The 25,759-nt window shown below is 46.3% G+C and carries 22 protein-coding genes and 1 pseudogene; 18 read left to right on the top strand and 5 right to left on the bottom strand.

Going from position 1 to position 25,759, the window contains the following annotated elements:
• The first annotated feature begins 713 nt into the window (after nt 1-713).
• The 5 genes from ACY652_RS04485 to ACY652_RS04465 all read left to right on the top strand — a co-directional run bounded on the left by ACY652_RS04485 (nt 714) and on the right by ACY652_RS04465 (nt 5,933).
• Nucleotides 714-1,898 carry a Gfo/Idh/MocA family protein gene (locus ACY652_RS04485; RefSeq protein WP_462266801.1) on the top strand — a complete coding sequence of 395 codons (1,185 nt, stop codon included), beginning with the start codon at nt 714-716 and terminating at the stop codon, nt 1,896-1,898.
• Between the two features lie 9 nt (nt 1,899-1,907).
• Nucleotides 1,908-2,606: a 6-phosphogluconolactonase gene (locus ACY652_RS04480; protein ID WP_462266800.1), complete on the top strand. Its 699-nt coding sequence runs from the start codon at nt 1,908-1,910 to the stop codon at nt 2,604-2,606.
• Between the two features lie 62 nt (nt 2,607-2,668).
• Complete coding sequence (locus ACY652_RS04475) at nt 2,669-3,538, top strand: sugar phosphate isomerase/epimerase family protein (protein ID WP_462266799.1); 870 nt, start codon at nt 2,669-2,671, stop codon at nt 3,536-3,538.
• 13 nt (nt 3,539-3,551) lie between these two features.
• The gene (locus tag ACY652_RS04470) at nt 3,552-4,517 is read left to right on the top strand and encodes an N-acetylglucosamine kinase (RefSeq protein ID WP_462266798.1); all 966 of its coding nucleotides are present in this window, start codon (nt 3,552-3,554) and stop codon (nt 4,515-4,517) included.
• A 72-nt stretch (nt 4,518-4,589) separates the two neighbouring features.
• Nucleotides 4,590-5,933, top strand: coding sequence for a glycoside hydrolase family 30 protein (locus tag ACY652_RS04465; protein WP_462266797.1), 1,344 nt, complete (start codon nt 4,590-4,592; stop codon nt 5,931-5,933).
• A 33-nt stretch (nt 5,934-5,966) separates the two neighbouring features.
• On the opposite strand, the gene ACY652_RS04460 is transcribed toward ACY652_RS04465, so the two are convergent.
• Nucleotides 5,967-6,239 (bottom strand): hypothetical protein, encoded by a 273-nt coding sequence (locus tag ACY652_RS04460; protein ID WP_462266796.1) that lies wholly within the window; start codon nt 6,237-6,239, stop codon nt 5,967-5,969.
• Between the two features lie 14 nt (nt 6,240-6,253).
• The gene (locus tag ACY652_RS04455; RefSeq protein ID WP_462266795.1) at nt 6,254-6,844 is read right to left on the bottom strand and encodes a sigma-70 family RNA polymerase sigma factor; all 591 of its coding nucleotides are present in this window, start codon (nt 6,842-6,844) and stop codon (nt 6,254-6,256) included.
• A 167-nt stretch (nt 6,845-7,011) separates the two neighbouring features.
• On the opposite strand from ACY652_RS04455, the gene ACY652_RS04450 reads away from it, so the two are divergent.
• The 3 genes from ACY652_RS04450 to ACY652_RS04440 all read left to right on the top strand — a co-directional run bounded on the left by ACY652_RS04450 (nt 7,012) and on the right by ACY652_RS04440 (nt 9,438).
• The gene (locus tag ACY652_RS04450) at nt 7,012-7,806 is read left to right on the top strand and encodes a DUF1223 domain-containing protein (RefSeq protein ID WP_462266794.1); all 795 of its coding nucleotides are present in this window, start codon (nt 7,012-7,014) and stop codon (nt 7,804-7,806) included.
• An 87-nt stretch (nt 7,807-7,893) separates the two neighbouring features.
• The gene (locus tag ACY652_RS04445) at nt 7,894-8,622 is read left to right on the top strand and encodes a cytochrome b/b6 domain-containing protein (protein WP_462266793.1); all 729 of its coding nucleotides are present in this window, start codon (nt 7,894-7,896) and stop codon (nt 8,620-8,622) included.
• Between the two features lie 6 nt (nt 8,623-8,628).
• Nucleotides 8,629-9,438, top strand: coding sequence for a molybdopterin-dependent oxidoreductase (locus ACY652_RS04440; protein ID WP_462266791.1), 810 nt, complete (start codon nt 8,629-8,631; stop codon nt 9,436-9,438).
• A gap of 59 nt (nt 9,439-9,497) precedes the next feature.
• On the opposite strand, the gene ACY652_RS04435 is transcribed toward ACY652_RS04440, so the two are convergent.
• Nucleotides 9,498-10,487 (bottom strand): hypothetical protein, encoded by a 990-nt coding sequence (locus tag ACY652_RS04435; RefSeq protein ID WP_462266789.1) that lies wholly within the window; start codon nt 10,485-10,487, stop codon nt 9,498-9,500.
• 80 nt (nt 10,488-10,567) lie between these two features.
• On the opposite strand from ACY652_RS04435, the gene ACY652_RS04430 reads away from it, so the two are divergent.
• Both ACY652_RS04430 and ACY652_RS04425 read left to right on the top strand, forming a co-directional pair.
• Nucleotides 10,568-11,152, top strand: coding sequence for a thymidine kinase (locus ACY652_RS04430; RefSeq protein WP_462266788.1), 585 nt, complete (start codon nt 10,568-10,570; stop codon nt 11,150-11,152).
• Between the two features lie 215 nt (nt 11,153-11,367).
• Nucleotides 11,368-11,748 carry a response regulator gene (locus tag ACY652_RS04425; protein WP_462266787.1) on the top strand — a complete coding sequence of 127 codons (381 nt, stop codon included), beginning with the start codon at nt 11,368-11,370 and terminating at the stop codon, nt 11,746-11,748.
• Nucleotides 11,749-11,921: 173 nt separating this feature from the next.
• Here the strand turns inward: ACY652_RS04425 and ACY652_RS04420 are convergent, their stop codons facing one another.
• On the bottom strand, nt 11,922-12,923 hold the full coding sequence (locus ACY652_RS04420) for a glycosyl hydrolase family 18 protein (protein WP_462266786.1): 1,002 nt from the start codon (nt 12,921-12,923) through the stop codon (nt 11,922-11,924).
• Nucleotides 12,924-13,193: 270 nt separating this feature from the next.
• On the opposite strand from ACY652_RS04420, the gene ACY652_RS04415 reads away from it, so the two are divergent.
• The 4 genes from ACY652_RS04415 to ACY652_RS04400 all read left to right on the top strand — a co-directional run bounded on the left by ACY652_RS04415 (nt 13,194) and on the right by ACY652_RS04400 (nt 18,372).
• A complete protein-coding gene (locus ACY652_RS04415) occupies nt 13,194-14,903 on the top strand; it encodes a glycoside hydrolase family 9 protein (RefSeq protein WP_462266785.1) in 1,710 nt (569 codons plus the stop codon).
• A 504-nt stretch (nt 14,904-15,407) separates the two neighbouring features.
• The gene (locus tag ACY652_RS04410; RefSeq protein WP_462266784.1) at nt 15,408-16,430 is read left to right on the top strand and encodes a glycosyltransferase family 4 protein; all 1,023 of its coding nucleotides are present in this window, start codon (nt 15,408-15,410) and stop codon (nt 16,428-16,430) included.
• Between the two features lie 462 nt (nt 16,431-16,892).
• The gene (locus tag ACY652_RS04405; RefSeq protein WP_462266783.1) at nt 16,893-17,543 is read left to right on the top strand and encodes a hypothetical protein; all 651 of its coding nucleotides are present in this window, start codon (nt 16,893-16,895) and stop codon (nt 17,541-17,543) included.
• A gap of 22 nt (nt 17,544-17,565) precedes the next feature.
• Nucleotides 17,566-18,372, top strand: coding sequence for a DUF5672 family protein (locus ACY652_RS04400; protein ID WP_462266782.1), 807 nt, complete (start codon nt 17,566-17,568; stop codon nt 18,370-18,372).
• Nucleotides 18,373-18,472: 100 nt separating this feature from the next.
• On the opposite strand, the pseudogene ACY652_RS04395 reads toward ACY652_RS04400, so the two are convergent.
• Nucleotides 18,473-19,260 (bottom strand): annotated as a pseudogene (locus tag ACY652_RS04395) (glycosyltransferase).
• 262 nt (nt 19,261-19,522) lie between these two features.
• Here ACY652_RS04395 and ACY652_RS04390 point away from each other — a divergent pair.
• The 4 genes from ACY652_RS04390 (at nt 19,523) to ACY652_RS04375 (ending at nt 25,707) form a co-directional block, all read left to right on the top strand.
• Complete coding sequence (locus ACY652_RS04390) at nt 19,523-21,949, top strand: T9SS type B sorting domain-containing protein (RefSeq protein ID WP_462266781.1); 2,427 nt, start codon at nt 19,523-19,525, stop codon at nt 21,947-21,949.
• A gap of 4 nt (nt 21,950-21,953) precedes the next feature.
• On the top strand, nt 21,954-22,934 hold the full coding sequence (locus tag ACY652_RS04385; RefSeq protein WP_462266780.1) for a PorP/SprF family type IX secretion system membrane protein: 981 nt from the start codon (nt 21,954-21,956) through the stop codon (nt 22,932-22,934).
• Nucleotides 22,935-22,946: 12 nt separating this feature from the next.
• On the top strand, nt 22,947-24,698 hold the full coding sequence (locus ACY652_RS04380) for an OmpA family protein (RefSeq protein WP_462266779.1): 1,752 nt from the start codon (nt 22,947-22,949) through the stop codon (nt 24,696-24,698).
• Between the two features lie 163 nt (nt 24,699-24,861).
• Nucleotides 24,862-25,707, top strand: a complete 846-nt coding sequence (locus ACY652_RS04375) for a helix-turn-helix domain-containing protein (protein ID WP_462266778.1) — start codon at nt 24,862-24,864, stop codon at nt 25,705-25,707.
• The last annotated feature ends 52 nt before the right edge of the window (nt 25,708-25,759 follow it).

The following is a 25,759-nucleotide window of genomic DNA, read 5'->3' as shown; positions in this document are numbered from 1 at the left end:
GTAATTTGCAGAGCTGCCACGCACTTTTCAGTACCTGCAACAGCCGTTCGGGCGGCAAGAACAAACTATTGTTTCATTGATGCCGTTTGCCGGTACAGCTGCAGAAGCCTGTTGCAGGTTCGCACCCCTTGTCTGCACCAAAGTCGCCCATGATTTGCGCCTGGCCTGTTAATAGCTGGCCTTATCCCCTTGTTTTCTTCTCTATTGAGTTTACCGGTTGAAACGTACGGTTACGCTATTATTGTTTCAGGGTTGCTGCATACCAACCGGTACTGGGGCAGTTCGATTAGTAATGTGGTAATTTATACTTACAAGTATGTGCCAGATAACCGGAAGTTCAGCCTGTCGCTGGTTTATCATTCAGGCGGCAGATTTACCCCAAGTAAATTGTATTGTATTGAAGAGCAAGGCCGATTATAAACCCAAAAGTAAACCCGACCTGATTAGGGTCTTCTTTCTATATTTTTCTGGTAGCAGGACAATTTGCAGCTTAAATTAATGTGCTGCCGATGATGAGAACAGCAACTCTCATGGCTGTAACTCCCCCCGTATTAAAGCATACAAACGGGGCACGTTTATTTGATATTCAGATAATTTAATAAGGCGTAACATTTCTGATAATTGAATAATTCGCTTATACTTGCTTATCAGGCCATGCGCAAAAGGCCGGGCCGGTTATAACCTATTTTAAGCTTTTTAATTTTTCTTGCCTTATGAAAATTGCAATGCTGGGCTCCGGCTTTATTGCCCGCTTTTATGCCGACTCCCTAACCGCGCAACGCCGCAAAGATACCCTGCACATGGTGTACTCGCGCAGCGAAGAACGTGCGCAAAAGTTTGCGGCTGATTATAAAGTGCCCCACCACAGCACCAGTATGGAAGAAGCCATTAACCACCCCGAAGTAGAGGTGGTGGTAATTGCCCTATCCAATGATTTGCACCTGCCTGCCGTAGAGGCTTGCGCCAAAGCAGGCAAGCATGTACTATGCACCAAACCGCTGGGCCGCACCGGCGCCGAAGCCAAACGGATGATGGAACTGGTGGAACAGGCCGGCATTATGGGCGGCTACCTGGAAGATCTATGCTATACGCCTAAATTTTTAAAATCGTTGGGTATCATCAAATCCGGCGGATTGGGGCGCATTTTGTGGACAAAATCGCGCGAAACACACCCCGGCCCGCATAGCGACTGGTTTTGGAATAAGGAACAATCAGGTGGTGGCGCCATTGTAGATCTGGGCTGCCACTGTATCGAGATTGGCCGCAGCTTTATCGGCAAAAACATTAAACCCGTAGAAGTAATGTGCTGGGCCGCTACCCAGGTACATCCCATTGATGCCGAAGACAACGCGGTAGGCATGGTGAAGTATGCCAACGGCGCTATCGGGCAGTTTGAGGTAAGCTGGTGCTTCAGGGGCGGCATGGATTTACGCGATGAAGTAATGGGCACCGAAGGCACGATCTGGCTCAACAGCTTCCTACGCACCGGCTTTGACGTGTTTACCACCGGCAAAGGCGGCTATGTGGCCGAAAAAGCCGAGAGCAATACCGGCTGGCTGTTCCCTGTGGGCGACGAGGCACACGAACTGGGCTACAGCCACATGTTTACCGAAATGTTTGAATGCATTGAAGATGATAAGCAACCTGCTGAAACTTTTTACGATGGTTATGTGGTGAACGCCATTATTGATGCGGCTTATGTTTCGGCCAAATCGGGCAAATGGGAGCCGGTGCAGTTAGACGTTTGGCGCGGCGATACTGATACCGATGCTACAGTAGCCCACACCAGTTTTGATGAGCAGTATTATCTTATCAAAGAAGAAATACTGCCCAACGGCGAAAAGAAACTGATACTCAAAGATAAAACTACCGGCGAGGTAGTTCGGCACGATTTGTAAAGCCATTGTATGTACATTAAAGAATTTGCAAGCCCTGAAGAACTGGATATTGCCTGTGCGGAGTTTATGCTGAACGAGTTGCAGCGATTTCAGCAGCCGCTGTTTTGCCCTGCCACCGGCAACTCTCCTACCGGGGCTTACCGGCAACTGGTGAACAGGAAGCAGGAACTGGATACAGCTGCCTTAAGCATATTGAAGTTAGACGAGTGGGCCGGCTTACCCATGAACCATCCGGGCTCATGCGAGTATTACCTGCAGCAGCACTTACTGCAGCCGCTGAATATACAGCCTGAACAGTATATCACATTCGACAGTCAGGCAAGTGATCCTGCTACGGAATGCGAACGCATTACACAGGCACTGGCACAGCAAGGGCCCATTGATTTGTGTGTGCTGGGCCTGGGCCTGAACGGACATCTGGCTTTTAATGACCCGGCTGATACTTTACAACCAGATGTGCATCTTGCCCGGCTTTCTCCCGCATCGCTGGCTCACCCGATGGTGCAGGACGCAAGTGTACAACTATCGCACGGGTATACACTGGGCATGGCTAACATCATGCAGGCCAAAACCATATTGCTGATGGTAAACGGTAAACATAAGCACGATATCTTTAATCAATTGATGCAAAGGCAGGTGAGCACACAATTGCCGGCTTCATTCCTGTGGCTTCATTCAAATGCACACTGCTATTACTGCAAAAATTAATTTATCGACAAAAGTTATTATATAATTTTAAACCATAACATTTCTCTATATCTCGAATCATCATGACCACCAGAAGATCATTTATACGCAACAGCATCTTATTAGCATTAGTTGCACCCTTAAGCAATGCATTTACAGTGTTGCCCAAGCGAAAGTTGTCTGCTTTTGGTATACAATTGTACATGGTAAAGGAGGATATGGAGAAAGACCCGTTAGGTACCTTAAAAAAATTGGGTCAGATGGGTTATACCTATATTGAAAGCTACGGCGGCCCCAAAGGCGTTTTTTGGGGCATGGAAAATAAGCAGTTTAAGCAAACGGCTGCCGGTTTAGGGTTGAACTTGGTTTCCACTCACTATAACGAAGATGACCTGCCTTTTGAAAAGCTGGCAGAGCAGTCGGCTGAAATTGGTATGAAATATTTGATTTGCCCCTGGAAAGGGCCGCAAAAATCTATTGATGATTTTAAGCGTATTGCCGATGATTTTAACCGGCATGGCGAAATTTGCAAACGGCATGGACTTCGCTACGCCTATCATCCGCATGATTATCCTTATAAAAAAGTAGACGGCCAACTACCCATAGATGTGTTGCTGCAGCATACGGATAAAGGGCTGGTAGATTTTCAGATGGATTTTTATTACACCGCATCAGAAGGCTTTAGTCCGGAGGCCTACCTTACCAGGTATAAAAACCGTTTCCGGCTATGCCACATGCGCGATGTGCTGAAAAAGCCGCTGCCTAAAGGCAGTAAAGACGAGTCGGCCTGCGATTTGGGGCAGGGCCGCCTGAACTATCCGCACCTGCTGACTGTAGCTATGAATAACGGCGTAGATTACTTTTTTGTGGAGCAATCCAGATTCTATAACGAAACGCCTATGCAAAGTGCAGCCATTAACGCCGCTTACCTTAAACGGATACAACTTACCTGATTGCTGTTAACTTATGATGGAGCAACTGGTAATAGGGATTGATGGCGGGGCAACCAAAACTCACATGGCCGTTGCTAACCAAAACGGCGAGATACTGGCTTTGCACGAAGCAGGCGGCACCTACTATGTATTAAACGATGCGCTGGAACACATGGCCGCCCTGTTGCAACCGTTAAGCAACAGGCACATTAAAACCGCAATATTCACAGTAGCGGGCTGGGATTTTACCCCGGACCAGCAAAGGCAACAAGCCCTCATTGAGCAGGCGCTTATTCTGAATGGCATTACAGCAGAAAAGATCATTTATGAAAATGATATTTATGCCTCCTTTAAATCGGCGGCTACCGTTGCCGAGCCATGTGTAGTAATTTCCTGTGGTACTGGCATTATGGGATTGGCGGTGGGTAATGGGCGCTCTTTTAAGATGCCCGGCTACGAATACTTATCGGGCGAATGGGGCAGCGGTATTCATCAGGCTGAGTATGCCATTCACCTGGCCTGCGCATCGTTGCTGGGGCGAGAGGAGCGTTATCCCATCCTCATACAAAAAGCTTTAGCCTATTTTGAAGCGGATGATATGGATACTTTGGCTTACAACATCGGTAACAGGTTTACCAACAACCGGCAACGCGGCTATTTTTTAAAACCGGTATATGAAGCCTACCGCGAAGGCTGCCCCGGTGCAGCCCGCATTGTATACCGCGCCGGCGAAGAACTGGCCCGCACCGTATGGTGCCTGCTTAAAAAGATAGAGGTAAAGGAAGCTAACCTCATTTTTGGCGGCGGCGTGATCAAGCAATTCGGCCTGCCACCTAATTTCAAAGAAGTATTGTACCGGTTCACCGGGCAATATTATACTTATTACCAGATAAATAATGCACCTGTATATGGTGCATTGATATGGGCTTTGCAGGAAGCCGGCTTCCCGACTGAAAAGGCCGCAGTACAGTTAAGTTGTACGCAAATGGCTGAACAATAAATTATAGTAAACTTTAAAATGAGAAAGCTTTCCCTTCTTCTTGCTGGATGTCTTGCTTCGGTAAGCTGTGCATTGTCACAACCCATTAGCAAGGTTGATAGCTGGTTAACCACGGCTAACCAATCCGCATTGTTCCAGCATCAGGCTAAAATTTTAAGCTTTCAAGCTGCCAATACGAATAATAACCCTGTTATTGAAGTGAATGACACACAAACCTATCAGCCTGTTGATGGGTTTGGCTTTACCCTAACCGGGGGCAGCGCCCAGTTATTGATGCAGATGACACCTGACCGACGGGCCGCTTTGCTGAAAGAGCTGTTTGCTACGGATAAAAACAATATTGGCATCAGTTACCTGCGCTTATCTATAGGGGCATCAGATTTAAATGCATTTATTTTTACGTATGATGATCTTCCCGCCGGGCAAACCGATAGCACTTTGGCTAAATTTAATTTAGGGCAGGATTACAGGGATGTGATACCGGTATTAAAGGAAATATTACGCATCAATCCTGCCATGAAAATATTAGGTTCTCCCTGGACTGCACCTGTATGGATGAAGACTAACAATGATACCCGGGGCGGAAGCCTGAAACCTGAGTACCGCGAAGTATATGCCCGCTACCTGATAAAATACATACAGCAAATGAAGGCGCAAGGCATTGCCATTGATGCCATCACCGTACAAAATGAGCCACTGCACCCCGGTAATAACCCAAGTATGTATATGCCTGCGGATGAACAGGCTGCCTTTATAAAAAATAATCTGGGCCCGGCATTCAGGCAGGCGGGCCTGAAAACTAAAATAATTGTGTATGACCATAATGCTGATAAGCCCGAATACCCGATCAGCATTTTAAATGATGCTGATGCAGCAAAATATGTGGACGGCTCTGCGTTTCACTTATATGGCGGCACCATTGATGCGTTATCAAAAGTACACGATGCCCATCCTGATAAGAATCTGTATTTTACTGAGCAGTGGATGGGCGCACCAGCTAATTTTAGAGATTTTGGTGAACACATCAAAAATTTAACCATCGGAGCCACCCGCAACTGGGCCCGCACAGTACTGGAATGGAATCTGGCCAACGATCCGCAAAGCAACCCGCATACCGACCGTGGCGGCTGCGACCGTTGCCTGGGCGGAATCACAATTGACAAAGACAACGTCATCCGCAATCCTGCTTACTATGTGGTGGCACACGCCGCCAAATGGGTAAGGCCCGGCTCTGTGCGCATTGCCTCTAACGAGCCGGAAGCATTGCCCAATGTAGCCTTCAAAACGCCAGCAGGTAAAAGAGTGTTGATTGTGATGAACAGCGGCACGGAGAATAAAAAATTCAATATCCGTTACAAGAAGCGATTATTGCAAACTTCGCTGCTAGCTGGCGGGGTATGCACGTATGTATGGTAACTATTTAGCAAAGCTGAAAATTAAGTGCTGAAACTAACCGGAAATACGTTGTTCAACTTGTTTTTGCAGCATCGCTTTGTACGCTGCGCTTAAGGCCGGCCCGTTGTGTTTTTGGCCGATACCCATACGATGCATGGCCCGATTGATAAACAGGCTCTGCTGCTCAAACAAACGGCATACCGAACAACCGGCCAGATGCATCTTTAGCTCCAGCTTTTCGCGCATTGTTAATACCGTTAGCTGCTTTTTTTCAATCAGCAAAGTAGCCCTGCGGCAATTGTAGGCGATATCTTTTATAGTACTCATGATTATTATTAATTTTAATTCCAGTTCTTTTGCAAACAGGCCCGCAGGTTGAGTTTGGCCCGGTGCATAATCACCCAAAAGTTGGCAGCTGTTAATTTCAGTTCACGGCAAATTATTTCAGTTTCCTCATCATCTATATGCTTTAAAGTAAACGTTGCTGCCCAAAGTGCAGGCAGCTTTTGCAGGCACCGCTGCAGCACCAGCGTAAACTCCTTACGGGTCAGGGCATCATCCTCAATATAATTGAAAGGTTGTGGTCGGTGCAGTTGGCTCCAGTGCCCGTCAGCCTTATCAAAGAAATCCTGCGGCTCCTGCAAATCAATGGCGGCAACCGCCCCTTTAATTAAGCTTGCCGATTTCTTGCGGTAAACATCTATTATCTTGTGTTTCAATATAGCCGTGAGCCAGGTACGCTCGCTGCTTTTGTACTGGTAGTTGCCCATAGCTTCTAAGGCCGCCAGAAAAGTTTCCTGCACGGCATCCCGCGCCTGTTCTTCATCGTTCAGGCGTGTGCAGGCATAAGCATACAAATAATCAGCATGGGCCTGTACCCAGCCCAGCGGGTTTAAATCATCAGCAGTTTCTTTGTTCTTGTTAAACGACATGTACAATTAATAATCTACCGGCATAATAAACGTTATAACACAATACCCAAAGGCTAATACCCGGTTACTTAGTAGCGTTGCTGCTAATTTCCTTACAATTATTTTAAATTTTTTGTAAGGATAGGTTTTTATTAACGACTAAGCCTGAAAACTAATCATTTGTAATTATGAGAGCATTAAAGCTGTTACTACTGGCCGGAAGCCTGTTAACTATTGTAGCTGCTACCGCGCAGATATGGCCGGATAAAAAAGCGGCTTCTGCAACCGCTGCGCCCGGGTTTGCGGTGGTAGAGCTGTTTACTTCCGAAGGATGCTCCAGTTGTCCGCCGGCTGATGCGCTGGTAGAAAAGATACAAAAGGAAGCCGCAGGTCAGCAGGTTTATATTTTAGCCTATCATGTAGATTACTGGAACCGCTTGGGCTGGAAGGATCCTTTCAGTAGCCATGCTTATTCAGCACGGCAATACCAGTATAGCAACTGGTTAAAATTAAATGGTGTGTATACGCCTCAAATAGTAGTAAACGGCCAGAAAGAATTTATAGGCTCGCAGGAAGGCACGCTTCGCAACGCTATTAAAAGCGGCTTGCAAAGCAATACCGATTCAAAGCTGCAACTTACCGGTTTTGCAGTAACAGGCACACGGATAACTGTACGCTACCAGGCCGCTGATGCCACTAATGTATTAGTACTGGCGGCTGTACAAAAGCAGGCGACCATTAAAGTAAAAGCAGGCGAAAATGACGGACGCACACTATCACACGTACAAATTGTACAGGCGCTAAAGCAATTTAATACAAATGGGCAAAACAGCGGCACTGTTACCTTAGACCTGCCCTCAAATGCCGACACTCAAAACCTGGAACTGGTTGGATTTTTACAAAACAGCCAGAACGGCCAGATTACAGCCGCAACCAGAATTACAGCAACTGCCAACCGCGTAGCTGCTGTTAATATACATTGAGTTATAAATGAATAATGGATTAGTTACATTAGCTGTTTGTTATTCGTTCATTTTTTAACATTATAGGTATACTGTAAAAGCAAGATAATGAAAGTAATTAAAGAAAAGCACTCCCTTACCATGCGGTGGACGCATTGGATTAACTTTCCGCTGCTTACCATTATGATTTGGAGCGGGATGCTGATCTATTGGGCAAGCGATACTTATAAGGTTAACCTGTTCGGGTATGATATATTTCATTTCTTTCCCGAAGGCTTCTATAAGTTCTTTAATATTTCGGGCCGGCTGGCCGAAGGCATGGCTTTTCACTTCCTGTTTATGTGGATGTTTTTTATCAATGGCATTTTGTATGTGCTTTATACCATCATATCGGGCGACTGGCGGGAACTGGCGCCTAACCGCCGTTCATTTAAAGAAGCCTGGCAGGTAGTACTGCACGATTTACATTTGCGCAAAACGGCTCCTCCCCAGGGCAAATACAATGCCGCACAACGTGTAGCCTATACAGCAATTATTGTAATGGGCGCAGGCTCTATCTTTACAGGGTTAGCTATCTATAAGCCAGTACAATTTGCTGCTGTTACCTGGCTGATGGGCGGATACAACTTTGCCCGGATACTGCATTTTGCACTTACCATCGGATATGTGTTGTTTTTTGTAATTCACATTATACAGGTGGCTTTGGCCGGCTGGAATAATTTCAGATCAGCAGTTTCAGGGTTTGAACTGGCAGATGCCCCGTCACCTCAGGTAGCAGCCCATGAGGATAATTCAGCCACCCCTAATACCCCCACAGAGCAAACAACCACTAACTAACAAACGATGCCAGAAACTGAGGATAACAAACCAGCTGCCGCCCATAACGATGATGAGCTATCGCCCGAAACCAGGCGGCAGATTAAGCGGCGCAACTTTCTTTCATTTGCAACATTTTTTACCGCCGGTGGTGCAGTATATGGCGGCTGGAGGTGGCTCTATACTGCACCGCCCGAAAAACCCGGTATTACTGCCGGTACCCATAAGCCCCTGCGCCGTGCACTCAACAAAACTGAACTATTCTTCCGTAATTTTTTCAGCAATAACCACCTGGTAAAAACCTATCCCAAAGCCATGGCGGCTAAAAAGGTAAGGGTGAACAGTGATATTGGCATAGAAGATAAAAACTATAATATGGCTGCCTGGCAGTTGCAGGTAGTAAAAAGCCGTAATGAAGTTTTAAAAATAACTATAGAGGATATTAAGGCCTTACCCAAAACTGAGATTATCTACAGCTTCAAATGCGTGGAAGGCTGGGATCAGATACAGCATTGGGCTGGTGTTAGGTTCAGCGATTTTATAAATCATTTTGGCTTACAAGAGCAGGCCAAACTATCCTACATTGGTATGGAAACACCCAACAAGGGCTATTATGTTGGCCTCGACCGGGAGAGCGCCCTGCACCCGCAAACCTTGCTGGCCTACGAAATGAACGATGAGCCTATTACTGAAGTACATGGCGCACCGCTACGCCTGATTATTCCGGTAAAATACGGCATCAAAAACCTGAAGCGCATTGGCACCATCACCTTTAGCAATACACGCCCGCGCGATTACTGGGCCAGGCAGGGCTATGATTATTACTCAGGCTTATAAGGTTGCTTAAATGTATTGATATGCCGGAAATGAGCTTATTTCAATCACCGCAAACCATTCTATTTTCCAAACCGGCGGTGCAGCAATTCATAAAACTTATCAGCAGTGGCTTGTTTGGCCGGCCAGTTATTTTTAGTTACATAGTTAGCTTTCAGCAGGCGGTCAGCTTCATCAAAACCTTTGCAGCGGTTAAGTAACTCCAGGGCTTCACTGTAAGAAAGGTTATAGCCGTTAAATAAATCCCTTACATACAACAATTTATCATTCAAGCTTATGGCCGATTTTAAATCACCTATAGCCGGATGGTTAGCAGCAACCGGCGCTGTTGTGGCAGTTGCTTGTATGCCTTTTGCCTGCGCTGAGAGCCGCTGATTTAATGTAAGAGGTACTTCTGGCTGGCTATCAGCTATAGTTGCCGTTGGTTTGGCCGGTTCTGCGGCCTGTACAGCACCCAAAGCCGTGATACCGGTTACCGGTGCGGCCGGCTCCTCTTCGGTACGCCCGCTGCTGATGCTGAACGTGCTTTCTTCCACCGGCTGAGGCGACTGGCGCACGTAATCATAAGTATCAGCCTGCGCGCCCAAATCAATGTGTGCTACCGGCTCGGTATTGCCTGTAACAAGCGGTGCTGCTGTTTCGGGTGCAGTTAGTGCTGCCGGCTGTTCAGCAACCGGTTCATCAACTGCTGCTGCAGGAGGCGCTTCTGATACAAATTCTGATGAAAGGGAAGCTGCCTCCACAGGTGAATCAGGCGGGCCTTCCGGTAATAAAGGCACAATTTCCTGCTCAAATACAGCTGCGCTGTAATCAGGCTGCCCTTCCTTTATATAGACAGGTTCATGTATCGGTGGCAACTCTTTTATTACAGGGACTGTATTGCATATCTTACGCAGTACTTCGGCATGGTCGGTTAAAAAATGAGTGTTGGCTACAAATAATTCCAGCTCCAGGCTGTTCAGGTGTTCTGTTTCTGATTGCAGATACTGATACTGCTCGCTTAATTCGTTGATAATTCCGCCTATCTTCCTTAGTACTTCCTGCTGCTTCATAGGACTGTGTGTGTGTTGAAAATGTATCTATCCAAAAATAACAGATATTTCTGATATTAGCCCGCTGTAAATTGTAGCCCATGCTGTTTAGTGACGAGGTGTTTAAAAGAAAAAGTGAGCTTGGCGGAAGCATTGAGGTTATTTGCGGCTCCATGTTTTCGGGCAAAACTGAAGAACTGATCCGGCGGCTGCGCCGGGCGCAGATTGCCAAACTGCATGTAGAGATTTTTAAGCCCGCTACCGATACCCGCTATGATGAAAATGCCATTGTTACACATAACCAAAACGCCATTTCTTCAACACCTGTTGATAATTCATCAGCTATATTGCTACTGAGCAGTGATGCCCAGGTAATAGGCATTGATGAGGCACAGTTTTTTGACACAGAACTTCCGCATGTTTGTAATACATTAGCCAATAGGGGTGTGCGGGTAATTGTAGCCGGGCTGGATATGGATTTTCAGGGCCGGCCCTTTGGCCCTATACCAGCACTGATGGCTATTGCCGAAAGCGTAACCAAGGTACAGGCTGTATGTGTGCAGTGCGGCAACCCTGCCCACTATTCTTACCGGCTGGTGCCAGATAATGCCCGCGTATTGCTTGGCGAAAAGGAAAGTTACGAACCGCGCTGCCGCAGCTGTTACTTAGCCGATGGCCACATTTAGGCTTTTTGTTTCCTCCTTTATTAATTATCAGCCCAAATAAAGGGTTCATAAAGGCAAATAATAACTGCTGCCATCACTCAGTTAACGGCATAAATATAAGTTGGGCTAAAACAAAAATGGCGCACTTAATTGTTTATTAGCTACCTTGCTTAAGTTGCCTTATTCTGCTAATCGCAATGCGGCAATTGAGCAGTTACTGTTATATTATTTTGATTATGGCCAGGAAGGTTTTACTTATTGAAGACGATAAAGACATCAGGGATACTATTGTTTATGCACTTGAAGAGGAAGGCATAGCAGTAACGGCCTCCGAAAGTGCCCGCATCCTTAAATCATTAACTGAAATTAATCCTGACCTGATTTTACTGGATAACTGGCTTACCGACTGGAAGAGTGATGTAAATGGCCAGCAAATTAGTAAACAGTTAAAAAGCGAACCGGCTACGGCACACATACCGGTGGTTATTGTATCGGCCGTAAGCAATATACAGGAAGTAGCCAAAGCAGCTCTGGCAGATGGCTACCTGAAAAAACCGTTTGAACTTACCAGCCTGCTGGCCATAGTGAACAAGCACATTAAAGCTAAAGAAGAATAGCGGTAAAAGCGCCGCATGTATTATTAAAAAAGAAGCGCTTACTTATTCAGTTCAAAGAAAAATCTTCTGCTATAAATCATAATTCCAAATACGGTATTGACTAAATTGCCATGTTGATCAACATGAACTAATACTGTTTATTTGTGATTGTTGCCGATGCTTTGGCTGTTTAATTATTTTTTTACAGCCTTAATCTCTTTATTAATCATGTTTAGTAAAGATTTTGACCCTGTATCATCCTGCAAAAGTTGCCATATCATTACGCCGCCGGCTTTTTGCAGTGCAAGGTTCGTTTTAGCTTTGATGGTAGGGCTGCCGTTGTAATATATGGTGCCGCCGGCAGCCACAGTCATTTCATCATTTTTTTCCGACCCGGGATAGCTCTTTATAATATCTGAGTAAGACATATCACTAGGTACTCCGCTGCCGAACCCATAGGCATAGAAAGGCAGCCCGAGATTCATTCTTTCTTTGGATATTCCACGTGTGCTGCCCCAGTAATCTAAGTCTTCCACTGCCATTTCATATGGGGCATGCTGGCCGGGCTGCTCAGGTTTCCATGGCCCGGTTTTATCGTATGACATGATATTGATAAAATCGAACTGGGCCAATGCCTTGTCTGTATATTGAGTGCCATAAACCGTTGCAACGGCAGTAGTCAGCAATTTAAGCTTTGGCTTAAGTGCAGCCTTTAATTCTGTTACAAAAGGTTCATAATTAATATCAATGAAATGGCCTTCGAGGTCTACATCCACACCATCGAGTTGATATTGTTCACAAAGTGCCATTAGCCCGTCAACCAGTTTCCTGCGGCTTATATCATCAGCAATTAGGGAGGAATAATACTCTGGTGCAAGGCCGCCGCCTATGGAGGCTAAAACTTTAACATGTTTGGCATGCGCCCGTATAACCAGTGCTGTCAGGCCATTGATCATGCTAAAGTTTCCGTTGCTGTCAGGATTAATAAAAGCGATGTTCAGGTGTGTGATCTTATTTAAATCGAATCGGGCAACCCGGTCACTGGTAATGTCGTTCGTCCGTAAGTAGCCAATTACCTTAAATGGTATGCCAGGAATGGGTGTTTTCGCAATAGGCTTACCCCAAACTGTTTGGCTTGCAGCAAAGCTGAGTATAAATAAAATAATTAAAATGCTGTATTGGGTATATCTTTTCATATTCATCCCTTTAAGAGGCATAAAGATACCGCTTTTAACATGTTAATATTAACCAATGTGTCTTCATATTCGCTCCCACTATTAAAGGAATTTAACATATTATGCATAGGTAATAGCCTGATACTTGATTAAAAAAGATTTTACTCATCACAGGAGTAACCCCAGGGCCTGGCTATCAGGCAATTCTTTACCTTTGAAAAGCTACCTTTACTCCAATCAGGTATGAATCTTATACAAAATATACAACGGATAATTTGCTTAGCCTTATGCATGGCCTCAGCATTAGCTGCAGCAGCCCAATCCGTTATCCGCGTTAATCAGCTGGGCTTTTATCCCGATGCACCTAAAATGGCCATTGCTGACCGGGCGACTGGCGGAAAATTTACGTTGCTCAATGCTACAGGCAAAACGGTATATACAAGGCAACTGTTGCCTGCACCACACAAAAGTTTAGCCGGCCGCACTACTTATATTGCTGATTTTACTACTTTCCGGAAGACTGGTACTTACCGGTTGTGCTTGGGTGATGCGGTCACTTCCTATCCGTTTCGCATTGCAGCCAATGTGCATCGCGGCGTAGCTGCCGGTGCAATAAAAGCTTTTTATTACCAGCGGGCTTCGGTGCCTTTGCCCGAGCGCTTTGCCGGCCAATGGCACCGGGCCGAAGGGCACCCTGATAATCAGGTACTAATACACCCCTCGGCTGCAGACAACGGGCGACCGGCAGGTACGGTAATATCTTCGGCCCGTGGCTGGTACGATGCCGGCGATTACAATAAATACATCGTAAACAGCGGCATCAGCATGGGTACTATGCTGTCCTTGTGCGAAGAGCATACGGCTTATGTTCAAAATTTAAAACTGAACATTCCCGAAAGCGGCAATACCGTACCCGATATACTGGATGAGTTACTGTGGAACCTGCGGTGGATGCTGACCATGCAGGACCCTGCCGATGGCGGCATTTACCACAAGCTTACCAATGCCGCCTTTGATGGTATGGTAATGCCCGATAAAGCAACAAAACCGCGTTATGTGGTACAAAAGAGCACTGCCGCCACGCTTGACTTTGCCGCTATAATGGCGCAGGCCAGCCGTATCTTCAAAAATTACCCTAAGCAGTTACCCGGCCTGTCCGACTCCTGCCTCGCCGCTGCGCAGCAAGCCTGGCAATGGGCAGTGGCGCATCCGGCGGTTCTGTATAAGCAGGAAGAAATGAATAAGCAGTTTCAGCCCGCAATATCTACCGGCACTTACGGCGATAACGATGTGCAGGACGAGTGGATTTGGGCGGCTTGTGAGCTTTACATCACCACCGGGCAATCCATGTATGCAGATAATATTCACATTTTGACCGGGGAGGCAATGCCGATACCTTCATGGGGGCAGGTGAAGCTGTTGGGCTACTATTCCTTATTAAGGAACCAAAAGCAGCCTTCAGGCAAGCCTTTGGCAGGGATGGCTATGCTCCGCAAACGGCTCATTGCTGTGGCAGACAGCCTGGTGCAGAATGGGCGGGTTAGCGCTTACCAAACCGTAATGGGCGGCTCGGCAAAAGATTTTGGCTGGGGCAGCAACAGCGATGCGGCCAATCAAGGCATACTGCTACTGCAGGTGTACCAGCTTACCCGCCAGCAAAAGTACCTTGATGCAGCACTCAGCAATTTAGATTATATATTGGGACGAAATGGCACCGGCTATTCCTATGTAACCGGTTACGGCAGCAAAACGCCCATGCACCCGCATCACCGGCCTTCGGTAGCCGATGGTATTGCAGCGCCGGTACCCGGCTTGCTGGTGGGCGGCCCTAACCCCGGCATGCAGGACCACATACAAGTGCCCAGCACCGTGCCCGATGAAGCTTATATTGATGATGACCGTGCTTACGCAGCCAACGAAATTGCCATCAACTGGAATGCACCGCTGGTGTACCTGGCGAATGCCATAGAAGCGCTGCAGCAGCAATGGCATCGCCGGTAACTGATGCGATGCCTGTTTTGCTGAACCGCTGCGGGTAATGCTGATATTTAATTTATTTTTGTGCTTTTGAAGGCCCTTTAAAATAGTAATAAGTGCGTCATTGCGAGGAACGAAGCAATCTCTCAACGCCTTGTTGAAGGATAATGCAGAGAGATGGCTTAGTTCCCCGCAATGACGAAGGGCTTCTTAAAGCAATAATTAATTTCTAAGGTTGATTCTAATCCAAAGTGCCCTGCATGAGTGTAAAAAAATCCGTTTCCATCATCATCCCCAATTACAACGGAAAGCACTTACTGGCGCAATACCTGCCTTATACATTGCAGGCGATACAAAATGTTTGCCTTAAACTGTAAATTATAGCTTCAGTATGGCTAAACCTGATAGCTTTGCCGGCTGATGACTTATAGCTGTTGTTGCCAATCTTTATACCTTTGTCTAAAACAGTTAGTTAAAATAGTCTGAAATATGATGCATACTCCATCAGTACTGGTGACTTTCGATTCAATGAAAAACGACAACTGTGGATACTTCTATTTTGGCAAAGGATTGGGAAATGCCTTAATTGCAAATAACCACAAATTTAATTTAAGCTTCTATATTCATAAACGTACCAGCTACAAATTTGAAAATAATGTTAAAATCTATTTTTTATCAAAGTTTCATAAATGGTTTTTCCCATATAAAAACAAATTCGATATAGTACATCTTTCCGACCAAACCTGTCGCCTAAGACCTAATATGGTTAATGCTGTAAAAATCATGACGGTGCATGATATGAATAAGGTTCATCTAAAATTCAGCACACCCCACAGAATTCAGGTATACCTGAACGATTTGAGGAAACTAATATCAAGCGTTGATAAAGTTGTTGCCATATCCAGGTTTGTAGCTGATGATTTAAAGCATTATTTTCCCGAAGCAACGGATAAAATAAGTGTTATTTACAACGGAGCTGATAGATTAACCGTTCCTGACGGTTATCAACCGGCTAAAGTACCGGCTAAACCTTTTCTGTTTACTATAGGATTACTGTCTGTACAAAAGGGCTTTCACTTGTTACCGGCATTGCTTCAAAACAATAACTATGAACTTGTAATTGCCGGAATTGAAACGCCCCATAAACAAACAATAATTGAGGAGGCTATCAAGTATGGTTGCTTGGACAGGGTGCACATTACCGGCCCCGTAAGTGATTTAGATAAAAGCTGGTATTTTAAAAACTGTGCTGCCTTTGCTTTTCCTTCAAAAACCGAAGGCTTTGGTTTGCCAGTGATTGAGGCGATGCACTTTGGAAAGCCGGTTTTTCTGGCAAAAAAAACATCACTGCCTGAAGTTGGCGGAGACATTGCTTATTACTTTGAAAATTTTGAATCTGCACACATGCAAGACGTTTTTAAATCGGGAATGGATGACTACAACAAAAGGATGCCTGTATCTGCAATTGTAAAGCAGGCAGAAAAGTTTTCATGGGATAATGCTGCCACACAATACTTAGCATTATATGAAGAATGCCTGGCAACGAAATGAAACACTATACTAATCATCAGCCATCATATTTAACTTCTTGTTGGAGTATGGTTTCATTCATATTTAAAACAGTAGGTTTAAAAGAATATATTATATGGATCAAACTTATTTTGATATAGCGAAAATAGTAGATTATAGAACTGGCTGTTTTAAACTTCATAATACAGGAATGCTCATCATATGTTAAACAAGCGCAATATACTGAACAAATTATGGCTCAAATACACAGATGTAATCGGCTATCAAAACTATAAATGGTATCAGCTCTATCAGACTCAAATACAACTGGGAAATTCAGAACGCTTAAACAGTCTGGATAAGATTATGCAGTTGAGTATTAATAATGGAAAGCTCAATATATCACACAGTGGTAATGCCGGAGATATCATTTATGCCTTACCTACAATTAAAAAAATAGTTGAACTAACGAAGGTTGATGTTCATCTTTTTTTAAGATTAAATATGCCTTTAAACCTACCTAAAGGTGTTAGCCATCCGTTAGGAAATGTAATGCTAAACCAAAATATAGCCGATTTGCTCCTGCCGCTAGTTCGCCTGCAACCTTACCTGGCCAGCTGCAACGTTTATAATAATGAACATATTGATTTGGATCTTGATTACTTTCGGGAAGGACTAATTCCGCTCGACAAAGGCAACATTGCCCGCTGGTGCGGCTACATTACCGGGATAAATCCAAATTTATATACTCCTTGGCTTACTGTTGAGCCAGACAATACTTATGCTGATATAATCATTTTGGCCCGCAGCCACCGTTACCGGAATGTAGTTATCAGCCACTCTTTTTTAAGCCGCTACCCTAACTTAAAGTTTGTCGGCGTAGCTGCCGAATACGAAGACATGAAAACCCAGATACCGCAACTGGAATGGCTGCAGGTAGAGGACTTTTTACATTTAGCCCGTGTTATTGCCGGTTGTAAGTTCTTTATTGGTAATCCATCCTTTCCCTTCTCAATTGCCGAAGGATTAAAAGTGCCGCGCATGCTGGAAGCGAGTTTTCACATGACGAATGTGGTACCGGAAGGAGATTACGCCTATGATTTTATGTTTCAACCACATTTTGAGTCATTGGTGGAGCAGTTGTATCAATCTTAATTTAAATTACTTTGGCCCGTTTATGCTGAAAAAAGTTGCCATTGTTATTCCCCTTTATCGCAGTAACCTGTCGGCTTACGAGGTGATGGCTTTGCAGCAATGCGAGCACATTTTAGGCAGGCATACCAAAATTGCCATTAAGCCCAAACATTTGGTGCTGCCTGAAAAAGCATACGGTGTAAACTTTGATCAGGTAATCAGTTTTGATGATAGTTATTTCAGCAATATCGCCGGTTATAACCGGTTAATGCTGTCAGCGGAGTTTTACGCCCGTTTTTTAGAATACGAGTATATACTGATTTATCAGCTAGACGCCTTTGTGTTTAGCGACCGGTTGCTGCACTGGTGCAGTCAGGATATTGATTATGTGGGCGCTCCCTGGCTTCGGCAAATCGGGCACTCTGATATGTTTAAGGCACTCAAATCAAACTTTAAATACTACTGGCATACACAGCGCAATGTGCAGGTAAACGGCCTGCCCAGCCCTATGCAGTTCGAGAACCGAGTGGGTAACGGGGGCTTCTCGTTACGCAGAGTTCAAAAATTCTATGCTGTTGCCTCCGCCCGCCGGACAGAGATTGAGCAGTACTTGACTTATACGGATTTACCGCAGTATAATGAAGATTCCTTTTGGAGCATAGAAGTAAACCGGAAGAAAAATTATTTGAATATCCCTTCTTATAAAAAAGGTGTGTGGTTTGCCATTGAAATCAGCCCCGAGCGGGCCTACCGCCTTACCGGCGGCCAGTTGCCCTTTGGCTGCCATGCCTGGGATAAGCATCTTTCTTTCTGGCAGCCTGTGTTTGAGCAGTTAGGGTATCAAATATAATTTATCCGGGCTTTTTGGCGGCTATCTTCTTCAACACGTTAAAGTTCAGCTTCAGGAACAATCTAATCCCTAATTTTTCTGCAAGCCGGCTTTGCCATAATCATTTAAAGGCATCAGCAACCGGCAGGTTTAAATGGATAAGACGAATAATAAACTGGCAAAAGGTTATATTTTCTACCTGCAAAGTTTGAATAACGGCAAGATGTCCTTTATTTACCGGCAGCATTTTCTTCCATTTTTTGTGCAAACTGAGGATATCCTGCAGCCATGCCCGGCTATAATTGCCTTCAGATAAATATGTAAGCAGTACTTCGTAGGTAACAGCCACCTGGTGGATGGTGCCTATTGATAATGAAGAATCTATATCATAGCTATGAAAGCCTTTAAACATCATTGCATCAAACGGATGCTTCAGCGCCACTACTTTCGGCACACAAAACCATACGCCGTCAATAGTGGCAACCTCGACCAGTTGAACGTTTTGTGGATTTTTATAGTCGAGATGAGGTTCTTTATTAGTAAACTTATAAGTCTGTATCAGGTTAATGCATTCTACATCAGGCCCCGGACCATTCCAGCCACTGGGCACCAAGGTTTTATAGGGGCTGCCTGCCACACCTAACAGGCCTAAACCGAGATGACCGGTAAATAGCTGTATTACCTTTTGCCTCAGTTCTTTGTTTGTAATATGGTGTCCTCATGCATAAAGCACAGCATTGGGTATTTCGCTCTGTGTATTCCCTCATTATATACCTCGCAGATGCCTCTTTTGGCGCTGGTGTTATCTATCGCTATAATTTCATGTAGTATACCTGCCGTTTCGGCAATGTTAAGCCGTACTGCGGCCAGTAACTGCTGATTTCCTGAACTTATAATGATGGATAACATAGTCTCTGCTGATAAAGCCGGTAAAATAGCAAAAAGGAATAAGGCGTAATGATCTGATGCCCGGGAATACATCATTGTCTGTTTACCAGCTCCTTGGCTTTGAACCTTACAGGATTTTTTTTTTTGCTGAAAAGAATAAGTAATTTTCCGCATTATATGAGCAGCCTTACCTATAATGCCTCTGGTACTTAAGTTTCAATTTATTGCCGTGCTTTCTTTACGTAAAACGGCCGTTAGGTTAGCGGTGTGCTTATGTACTATTATGCTGTTACTGATACCGGCGGCGGCTACAGCCGAAGGCAGTAAAGAACTTACGGCCAATGGAGGTAACCGGGCTTACCTGCTATCATCAACCAATGCCAATACTTCCTTTCCGTTCCCTACGCCTGGCACCATGAAGGTGTATGCAAAGGCGGGTGAAAGTATCTATGTTGGCTCAAGCGCCCAGGGCAAAAGCTCAGGCACCATTAACCTGCGGGCGCCCGATGGCAGTACCTATACCAGCGGCGCTTCAACCACTACAGGCCTCATCAGCAACCGAAGCCAGGAAGTAGCCGGGCCGCAGCCTAATGGCAATGGCTATCAGCCTTTTATACAGCCGGTAGCTGCCGGGCAGGAGGGGGTATGGGAAATTGATTTTATATCGCCTACCGGCGGTGCCGATCAGAATAGCAACCCTGCGCCGGTAGCCGCTTATGCCAACTGGACACAGCCCAACAGCCAGTATGTAACCGCTTTTGATGTATCTGTACGTAATGCAGGTAATACCGCCTTTTTAACCGGCCGGGTATTTACCAATGTGCTCTCAGGTATACTGGGCAACTTTATAACGGGCTTTAATGCCATACTGAATATTGTAACTCGCGATGGTTATCTATACACTTTAGACAATAACGGACAGGCGGGCAACGGCTTTACCTTTTTTGTAAATAATAAAGGTTTCCGCAATACAAACGGCAGTCCTTCCTACCAGAGTGTAAACAGTACGATCAACCCTGATGTACAGGATCCGCGAAGCGCGGACACGCAATCCGATATTACGCATAAAATATTTTTCAATGCGCCTGCTGCTGATTTGCCTGCCAGTGCGGCTACGCCCGGCGGCACTACCTGGCTGCTTAATATTCCCGTTAAGCCCGAAATTGCACAGGTACAATTTACTGGTACCGAAGGCACGCCCGGCAAGGCAGGAACTGCGCCGTTAGGTGGCAATATTACATTTACAGCTACTACTAATGGCACTTACACCATTGGCATTGATGTAAACCGTAACGGAATTTTTAACGATCCTGTTGACCGTCAGCTTACCGGCATTGTTAATGCAGGCAGTAATCAGGTAAGCTGGGACGGACTGGACGGGCAGGGTAATAAGGTACCGGCCATTGCTGCGGATTACAATGTAACTGTTGGGGTATCGCTTTATGCCGCCGAGGTGCACTTTCCGTTTTTTGACGTGGAGCGAAATGTAAACGGCATCAAGTTAACCCGCATTAATGGCGCTAACGCCCCCGAATATACCATCCACTGGGATGACAGCCCCCTTATAGTAGTGGGTACCCCCTCCAATCCGGTAAAAAATGTAAATGGTATAAGCAGCCTGACTAACGGCCATAAATGGGGAGCCACCACAACCGAGGACAATGATACCGATTTTGGTAACAACAAAAGTATTGATACCTGGGCCTATGCCTCCGTATCGCCCGCTAACCAGATAATTAATTTCAGGTTGCAGGAAGCTGATCTTGAAGTAACCTCCATAACTTCGGCCATCAACTGTATTAACCGGCAGGTTACCTGTACCGTAGCCGTAAAGAACAACGGCCCTGCTGATATTACCGGCAGCAAATTTATGTTGAACCTGCCGGCTGGCCTTACCAATATGGCGGTAAGCAGTACCGCTACACAGGGCGTTTCTACTGTAACCGCCGAAGCCAGTACAGCCGGCCAGTATACGGCTACCCTGAATATGGCCAATGGCAGCAGCCGTACCTTTCAAATTACCGGTAACATCAATTCAACATCGGCTGTGGTACTAAATGAAACTGCATCAATGCTGCGCCCGGCCGATGTAACCGACCCGGATGCCACCAACCCCGATGCGGCACCGCCTGCAGATGCTGCGGCAGAATGCAATGCTTTACGATCTGGTACCGGCTGCAATAATATTAAGGTAAATACGGTTACGGCTGCCCCCATACCCAATGCCGGTGCCAACCAAAGCGTGGTGCTTAATAGTGTAGTTACCCTTACTGCAAACGCTGCCGGTACCTGGGCGCAGGCAACCATCGCACCTGCGCAAACCACTATCGCTACTCCGGCTGCTACCGAAACCAAGGTTTCCGGTTTCACAGTTCCCGGCAGGTATACCTTTCTGTTTACCAACAGCAATGGCTGTACAGCAACTGTAAATATAGACGTATTCTCTGCTGAAACTACCGTACCCAACATTATTACGCCAAATGGCGATGGTAAAAATGACGTGCTGGAGATTGCCAACCTCAGCTTTTACCCCGGCAGCCAACTGGTTATATTCAACCGCTGGGGTAACGAGGTATACCGCTCTGAAAACTATCAGAACAACTGGAGCGGCAGCGGCCTGGCTGATGGCACCTACTACTACCTGCTGAACCGCAAGGAGTTATCCGGAAAGTACACTGCATTTAAAGGCTGGATTTATTTAAAACGCTGATGGCATGAAATACCTGAAAAGTTATCTGCTGCTGGCGTGTATCATACTGGGATGGCCTACTGCTTTTGCCCAGCAAACCATTCAGTTCAGTCAGTACCAGTTTAACGGTTTGGCGGTAAACCCGGCCTATGCAGGTTATAAGGAGGACTGGACGCTTAACATGAGCAGCCGCCTGCAATGGACAGGGTTTGAGGGTGCACCTAAAACCAATGTAATTTCGGTGGATGGCGTTACCAATGCCGAAAGCAAAACTGTAGCATTAGGCCTCTTACTGGTAAATGACCGCTTAGGGCCTGAAAACAATACTTCGGCTTATGCCAACTATGCCTATCGGTTGCGGCTGGATGCCGAAGACACCCGCCGCCTGAGCTTCGGCCTGGCTGCCGGGCTGACACAGTACCGTGTAGACGGTTCCAAATTTAATGCTGCGGATATAACTGACGCTGTGCTGATTAACGGCGATCAACGCACCCTGCATGTCGATTTCAGGCTGGGTATTTATTACAGTTCCACCGGCTTTTATGCCGGGGCATCGCTGCTCAATCTGTTTCCGCAAACGGTGTCTGCCAGTAATGTGCTGTATATTAACCAGGCAAGGGCGCTGTATGTTACCGCCGGGATGATGATTCCGCTTTCGCCCTCTATTGACTGGAAGCCGTCTGTGATGTTAAAAGAAGACTTTAAAGGGCCTACCAATGCCGATATAGCCAGTTATTTGCTGTTTAACAAGCGGTTTTGGCTGGGGGCGGCTTACAGCACCGGCGTTACTTTATACAATAAAACCAACCTGCAAAACGGGCTGGACAAAAGCGATGCCGTTACCACCATGGTGCAGTTCGCAGTGAGTGATTATTTCCGGCTGGGCTATTCTTATGACTTCACTACCAGCAAGTTAGCGGGGTACCAGACGGGTTCGCATGAGCTTTCACTGAGCCTTGGCTTCCGGCGGAAGCGGCCAAGGGTGGTGAGCCCGCGTTATTTTTAAGGCATCATGAATATGAGCAAATACCTGGCTTTAACCCTTTCATTATTAATTACTTACTTCACCTCGTTTGCCCAGGAACAGCTGACCGGGAGGCAACTGGCCGACAGGGCCTTTGAGCGGTATGAATATGCCAGGAGCCTGAACCTGTACCTGGGCCTGATCGGTAAAACCAGTTACGAAGTGCTTGTGATAGAGCGCATTGCGGATTGCTACCGGCTGATGAATGATGATGTGAATGCCGAAGCCTGGTATTCGCGGTTACAGAATGAACCGGAGGCCAGCCGGAATGCTGCCTTCTATTACGCCGAAGCCCTGTTGCACAACCATAAATTTAAGGAAGCCAAAGCGCAGTATACTATTTATTATCAGCACTTTAACGCTCCGCAGGAAATCCGGCAACGGCTGGCCGCCTGCGATTCGGCATTGGCCTGGATGCAAAAGCCGGCGGGGTACGAGGTGAGGAATATAAAAGGGCTGAACAGCTACGAATCTGACTGGGGAGCCGCTGATTTTAACGGCGGGGTGCTGTTTATTTCGGAGCGGAATACCGGCGATAAAGGGAGGCGTACCGACCCGCGAACCGGCGCATCCTACCACCAATTGTACGTTTTCAGCGGCGATAGCGTGTCATCCGCAGCCATATTCGGCCAAAAAAGTGTGATAAAAGTTGATAAAAGTCGATTAAATGCTAAAAAGTTCCATATCGGGCCGGCTGTTTTGAATGCCGCCGGTGATACCGCCTATATTACGCTGAGCGCCGGCCAGCCCGCGGCCCGCCTGCCGGTTGATGCCCCTGCGCCCGGCAGCAGCCAGCGGCTGTACACCCGCCGGCTGCAATTGGTGATGGCCGTGCGCCGGGGCAACCGGTGGGGCGGTTACCAGCCCTTTGCCTATAACAACCCGGGCAGCTACTCGGTGGGCCATGCGGCGCTATCGGCCAACGGGCAGGTGCTGTACTTTACCTCAGACAGGCCCGGCGGCGAGGGCGGCACCGACATCTGGTACTGCGAGAAACAGCCCGGCGGCACCTGGGGGCCGCCCGTTAACTGCGGCAGGCACATCAACACCCCGGCCGATGAGGCCTTCCCTGCCCTGCACGGGGGTACGCTGTACTTTGCCTCTAAGGGCTGGCCCGGCATGGGCGGGTATGACCTGTTTGCGGCCAGCGGCGCCAAAAACCAGTGGGCCACGCCCCGAAACCTGCGCTACCCGGCCAACAGCACCCGCGATGATTTTTACCTCACTACCACCAACGGGCACAGCGGCTACCTGTCCTCCAACCGCGGGGGCGGTATGGGCAGCGATGATATTTATAGTTTTAGTTACACCCCGCCTGCGGTTACGGCACAGGTGCCGGAGCCGGTTACGCCGCCGGCCGGTAATACCCCGCCGGTAAGCGCTACTACAGGGCCGGCCCCCTTAGCCATCATTTATTACAACCTCGACCAATCGGCCATACGGGCGGATGCGGCGGTAGAGCTGGACAAATTGCTCCCCCTGCTGCGGCAGCGCCCGCTGATGCGGCTGGAGCTGGCCTCTTATACCGATGCGCGGGCGCCGGCGGTGTACAATATGGCGCTATCGGCCAGGCGGTCGGTAGCGGCGGCGGCTTACCTCAGTCGGCATGGCATTGCCCCGCAGCGGCTGGTGCTGCGCAGCTATGGTGAAACCCGGCTGGTAAACCACTGCCCCAACGGCGTATCCTGCACCGAGGCTCAGCAGCAACTGAACCGGCGTACGGAGGTTAGGGAAGTGATAGATTGAGGAGGGCGAATAGAGAATGGTGGATGCATACTATAAACTTATTGCCATAAAGCCACAGATTAATGAGCTGCAAATATTTAAATTTATATCATCAACATATTGTCATTCAGTGATTTAAGGACATGAATGTAATTATTCTTGATTTTTTAAGTTAACAAAGCAAATGGACGTTCAATATTATCCAGTGAAAGACGAAAATCTGATGCCTTTTATTGATTATTACTATACCCTAAAAAGTTCCGAATCAAATTTCCATATAAATTATTTAGCCTTTCCTCATCTCAATACACCTCTCTGTTTTCTTAAAAACTCTGATGTTGAATTTACCGATTACAAAACCGCTTACCGGACTATTAATAAGAAGAATATTATGGTTATAGCCTGGGGAATGTTTGTTCATCCAATGGAAATAGATATAACTGGTCCGGTGGACAAGGTTTGTATCGTTTTTAAACCCTTAGGATTGAATTATTTCATACGTAATACTTTTTCTAAAGCAGTTGATAAAAATTGTGGGCAATTTACTTCGTGGAGAGGGAGTGAGTTTGATACATTATTACCGGAAATATTTGCGACTGAATACAATGAAACCAGAATTAAGCTCATAGAAGAATTTCTAATTACACAAATTCAAAAAATAGATAAAGGGGAATTTTTGCATAACGTTGTCTCTCTTCTTACCAATATTGAGCAAGATTTAAGCATAGAGGATATCTGTAAAATAACACATGTAACGCCAAGGACGTTGACCAGGGTTTGCCAGAATCATTTAGGCGCGTCACCCATTGAATTTAAGAAAATAGCTCGTTTTCGCCATTCCCTAAAATCTGCTTCAAAACCTCAGGGCATAAAGATAAATTTCCTACAATTAGGCTTAGACAGCAATTTTTATGATCAATCCCATTTAATTAAAGCTTACCGGCAATTGACAGGGAATAGCCCTTCAAGCTTCTTCAAGTCGATTGAAATAAAGGCGAATGACAACTTTATCCTGCAAGTTCTTAAATAAAATTGTCCGAAAATTACAATTTCCAAATTCTGTCAAAATATACCTTTGATTC

It is taken from the genome of Mucilaginibacter sp. (assembly GCF_965200995.1).
Taxonomy (GTDB): Bacteria; Bacteroidota; Bacteroidia; order Sphingobacteriales; family Sphingobacteriaceae; genus Mucilaginibacter.
Note: the sequence above shows the minus strand (reverse complement) of the source record. Positions and strands in the feature narration are given on the sequence as shown.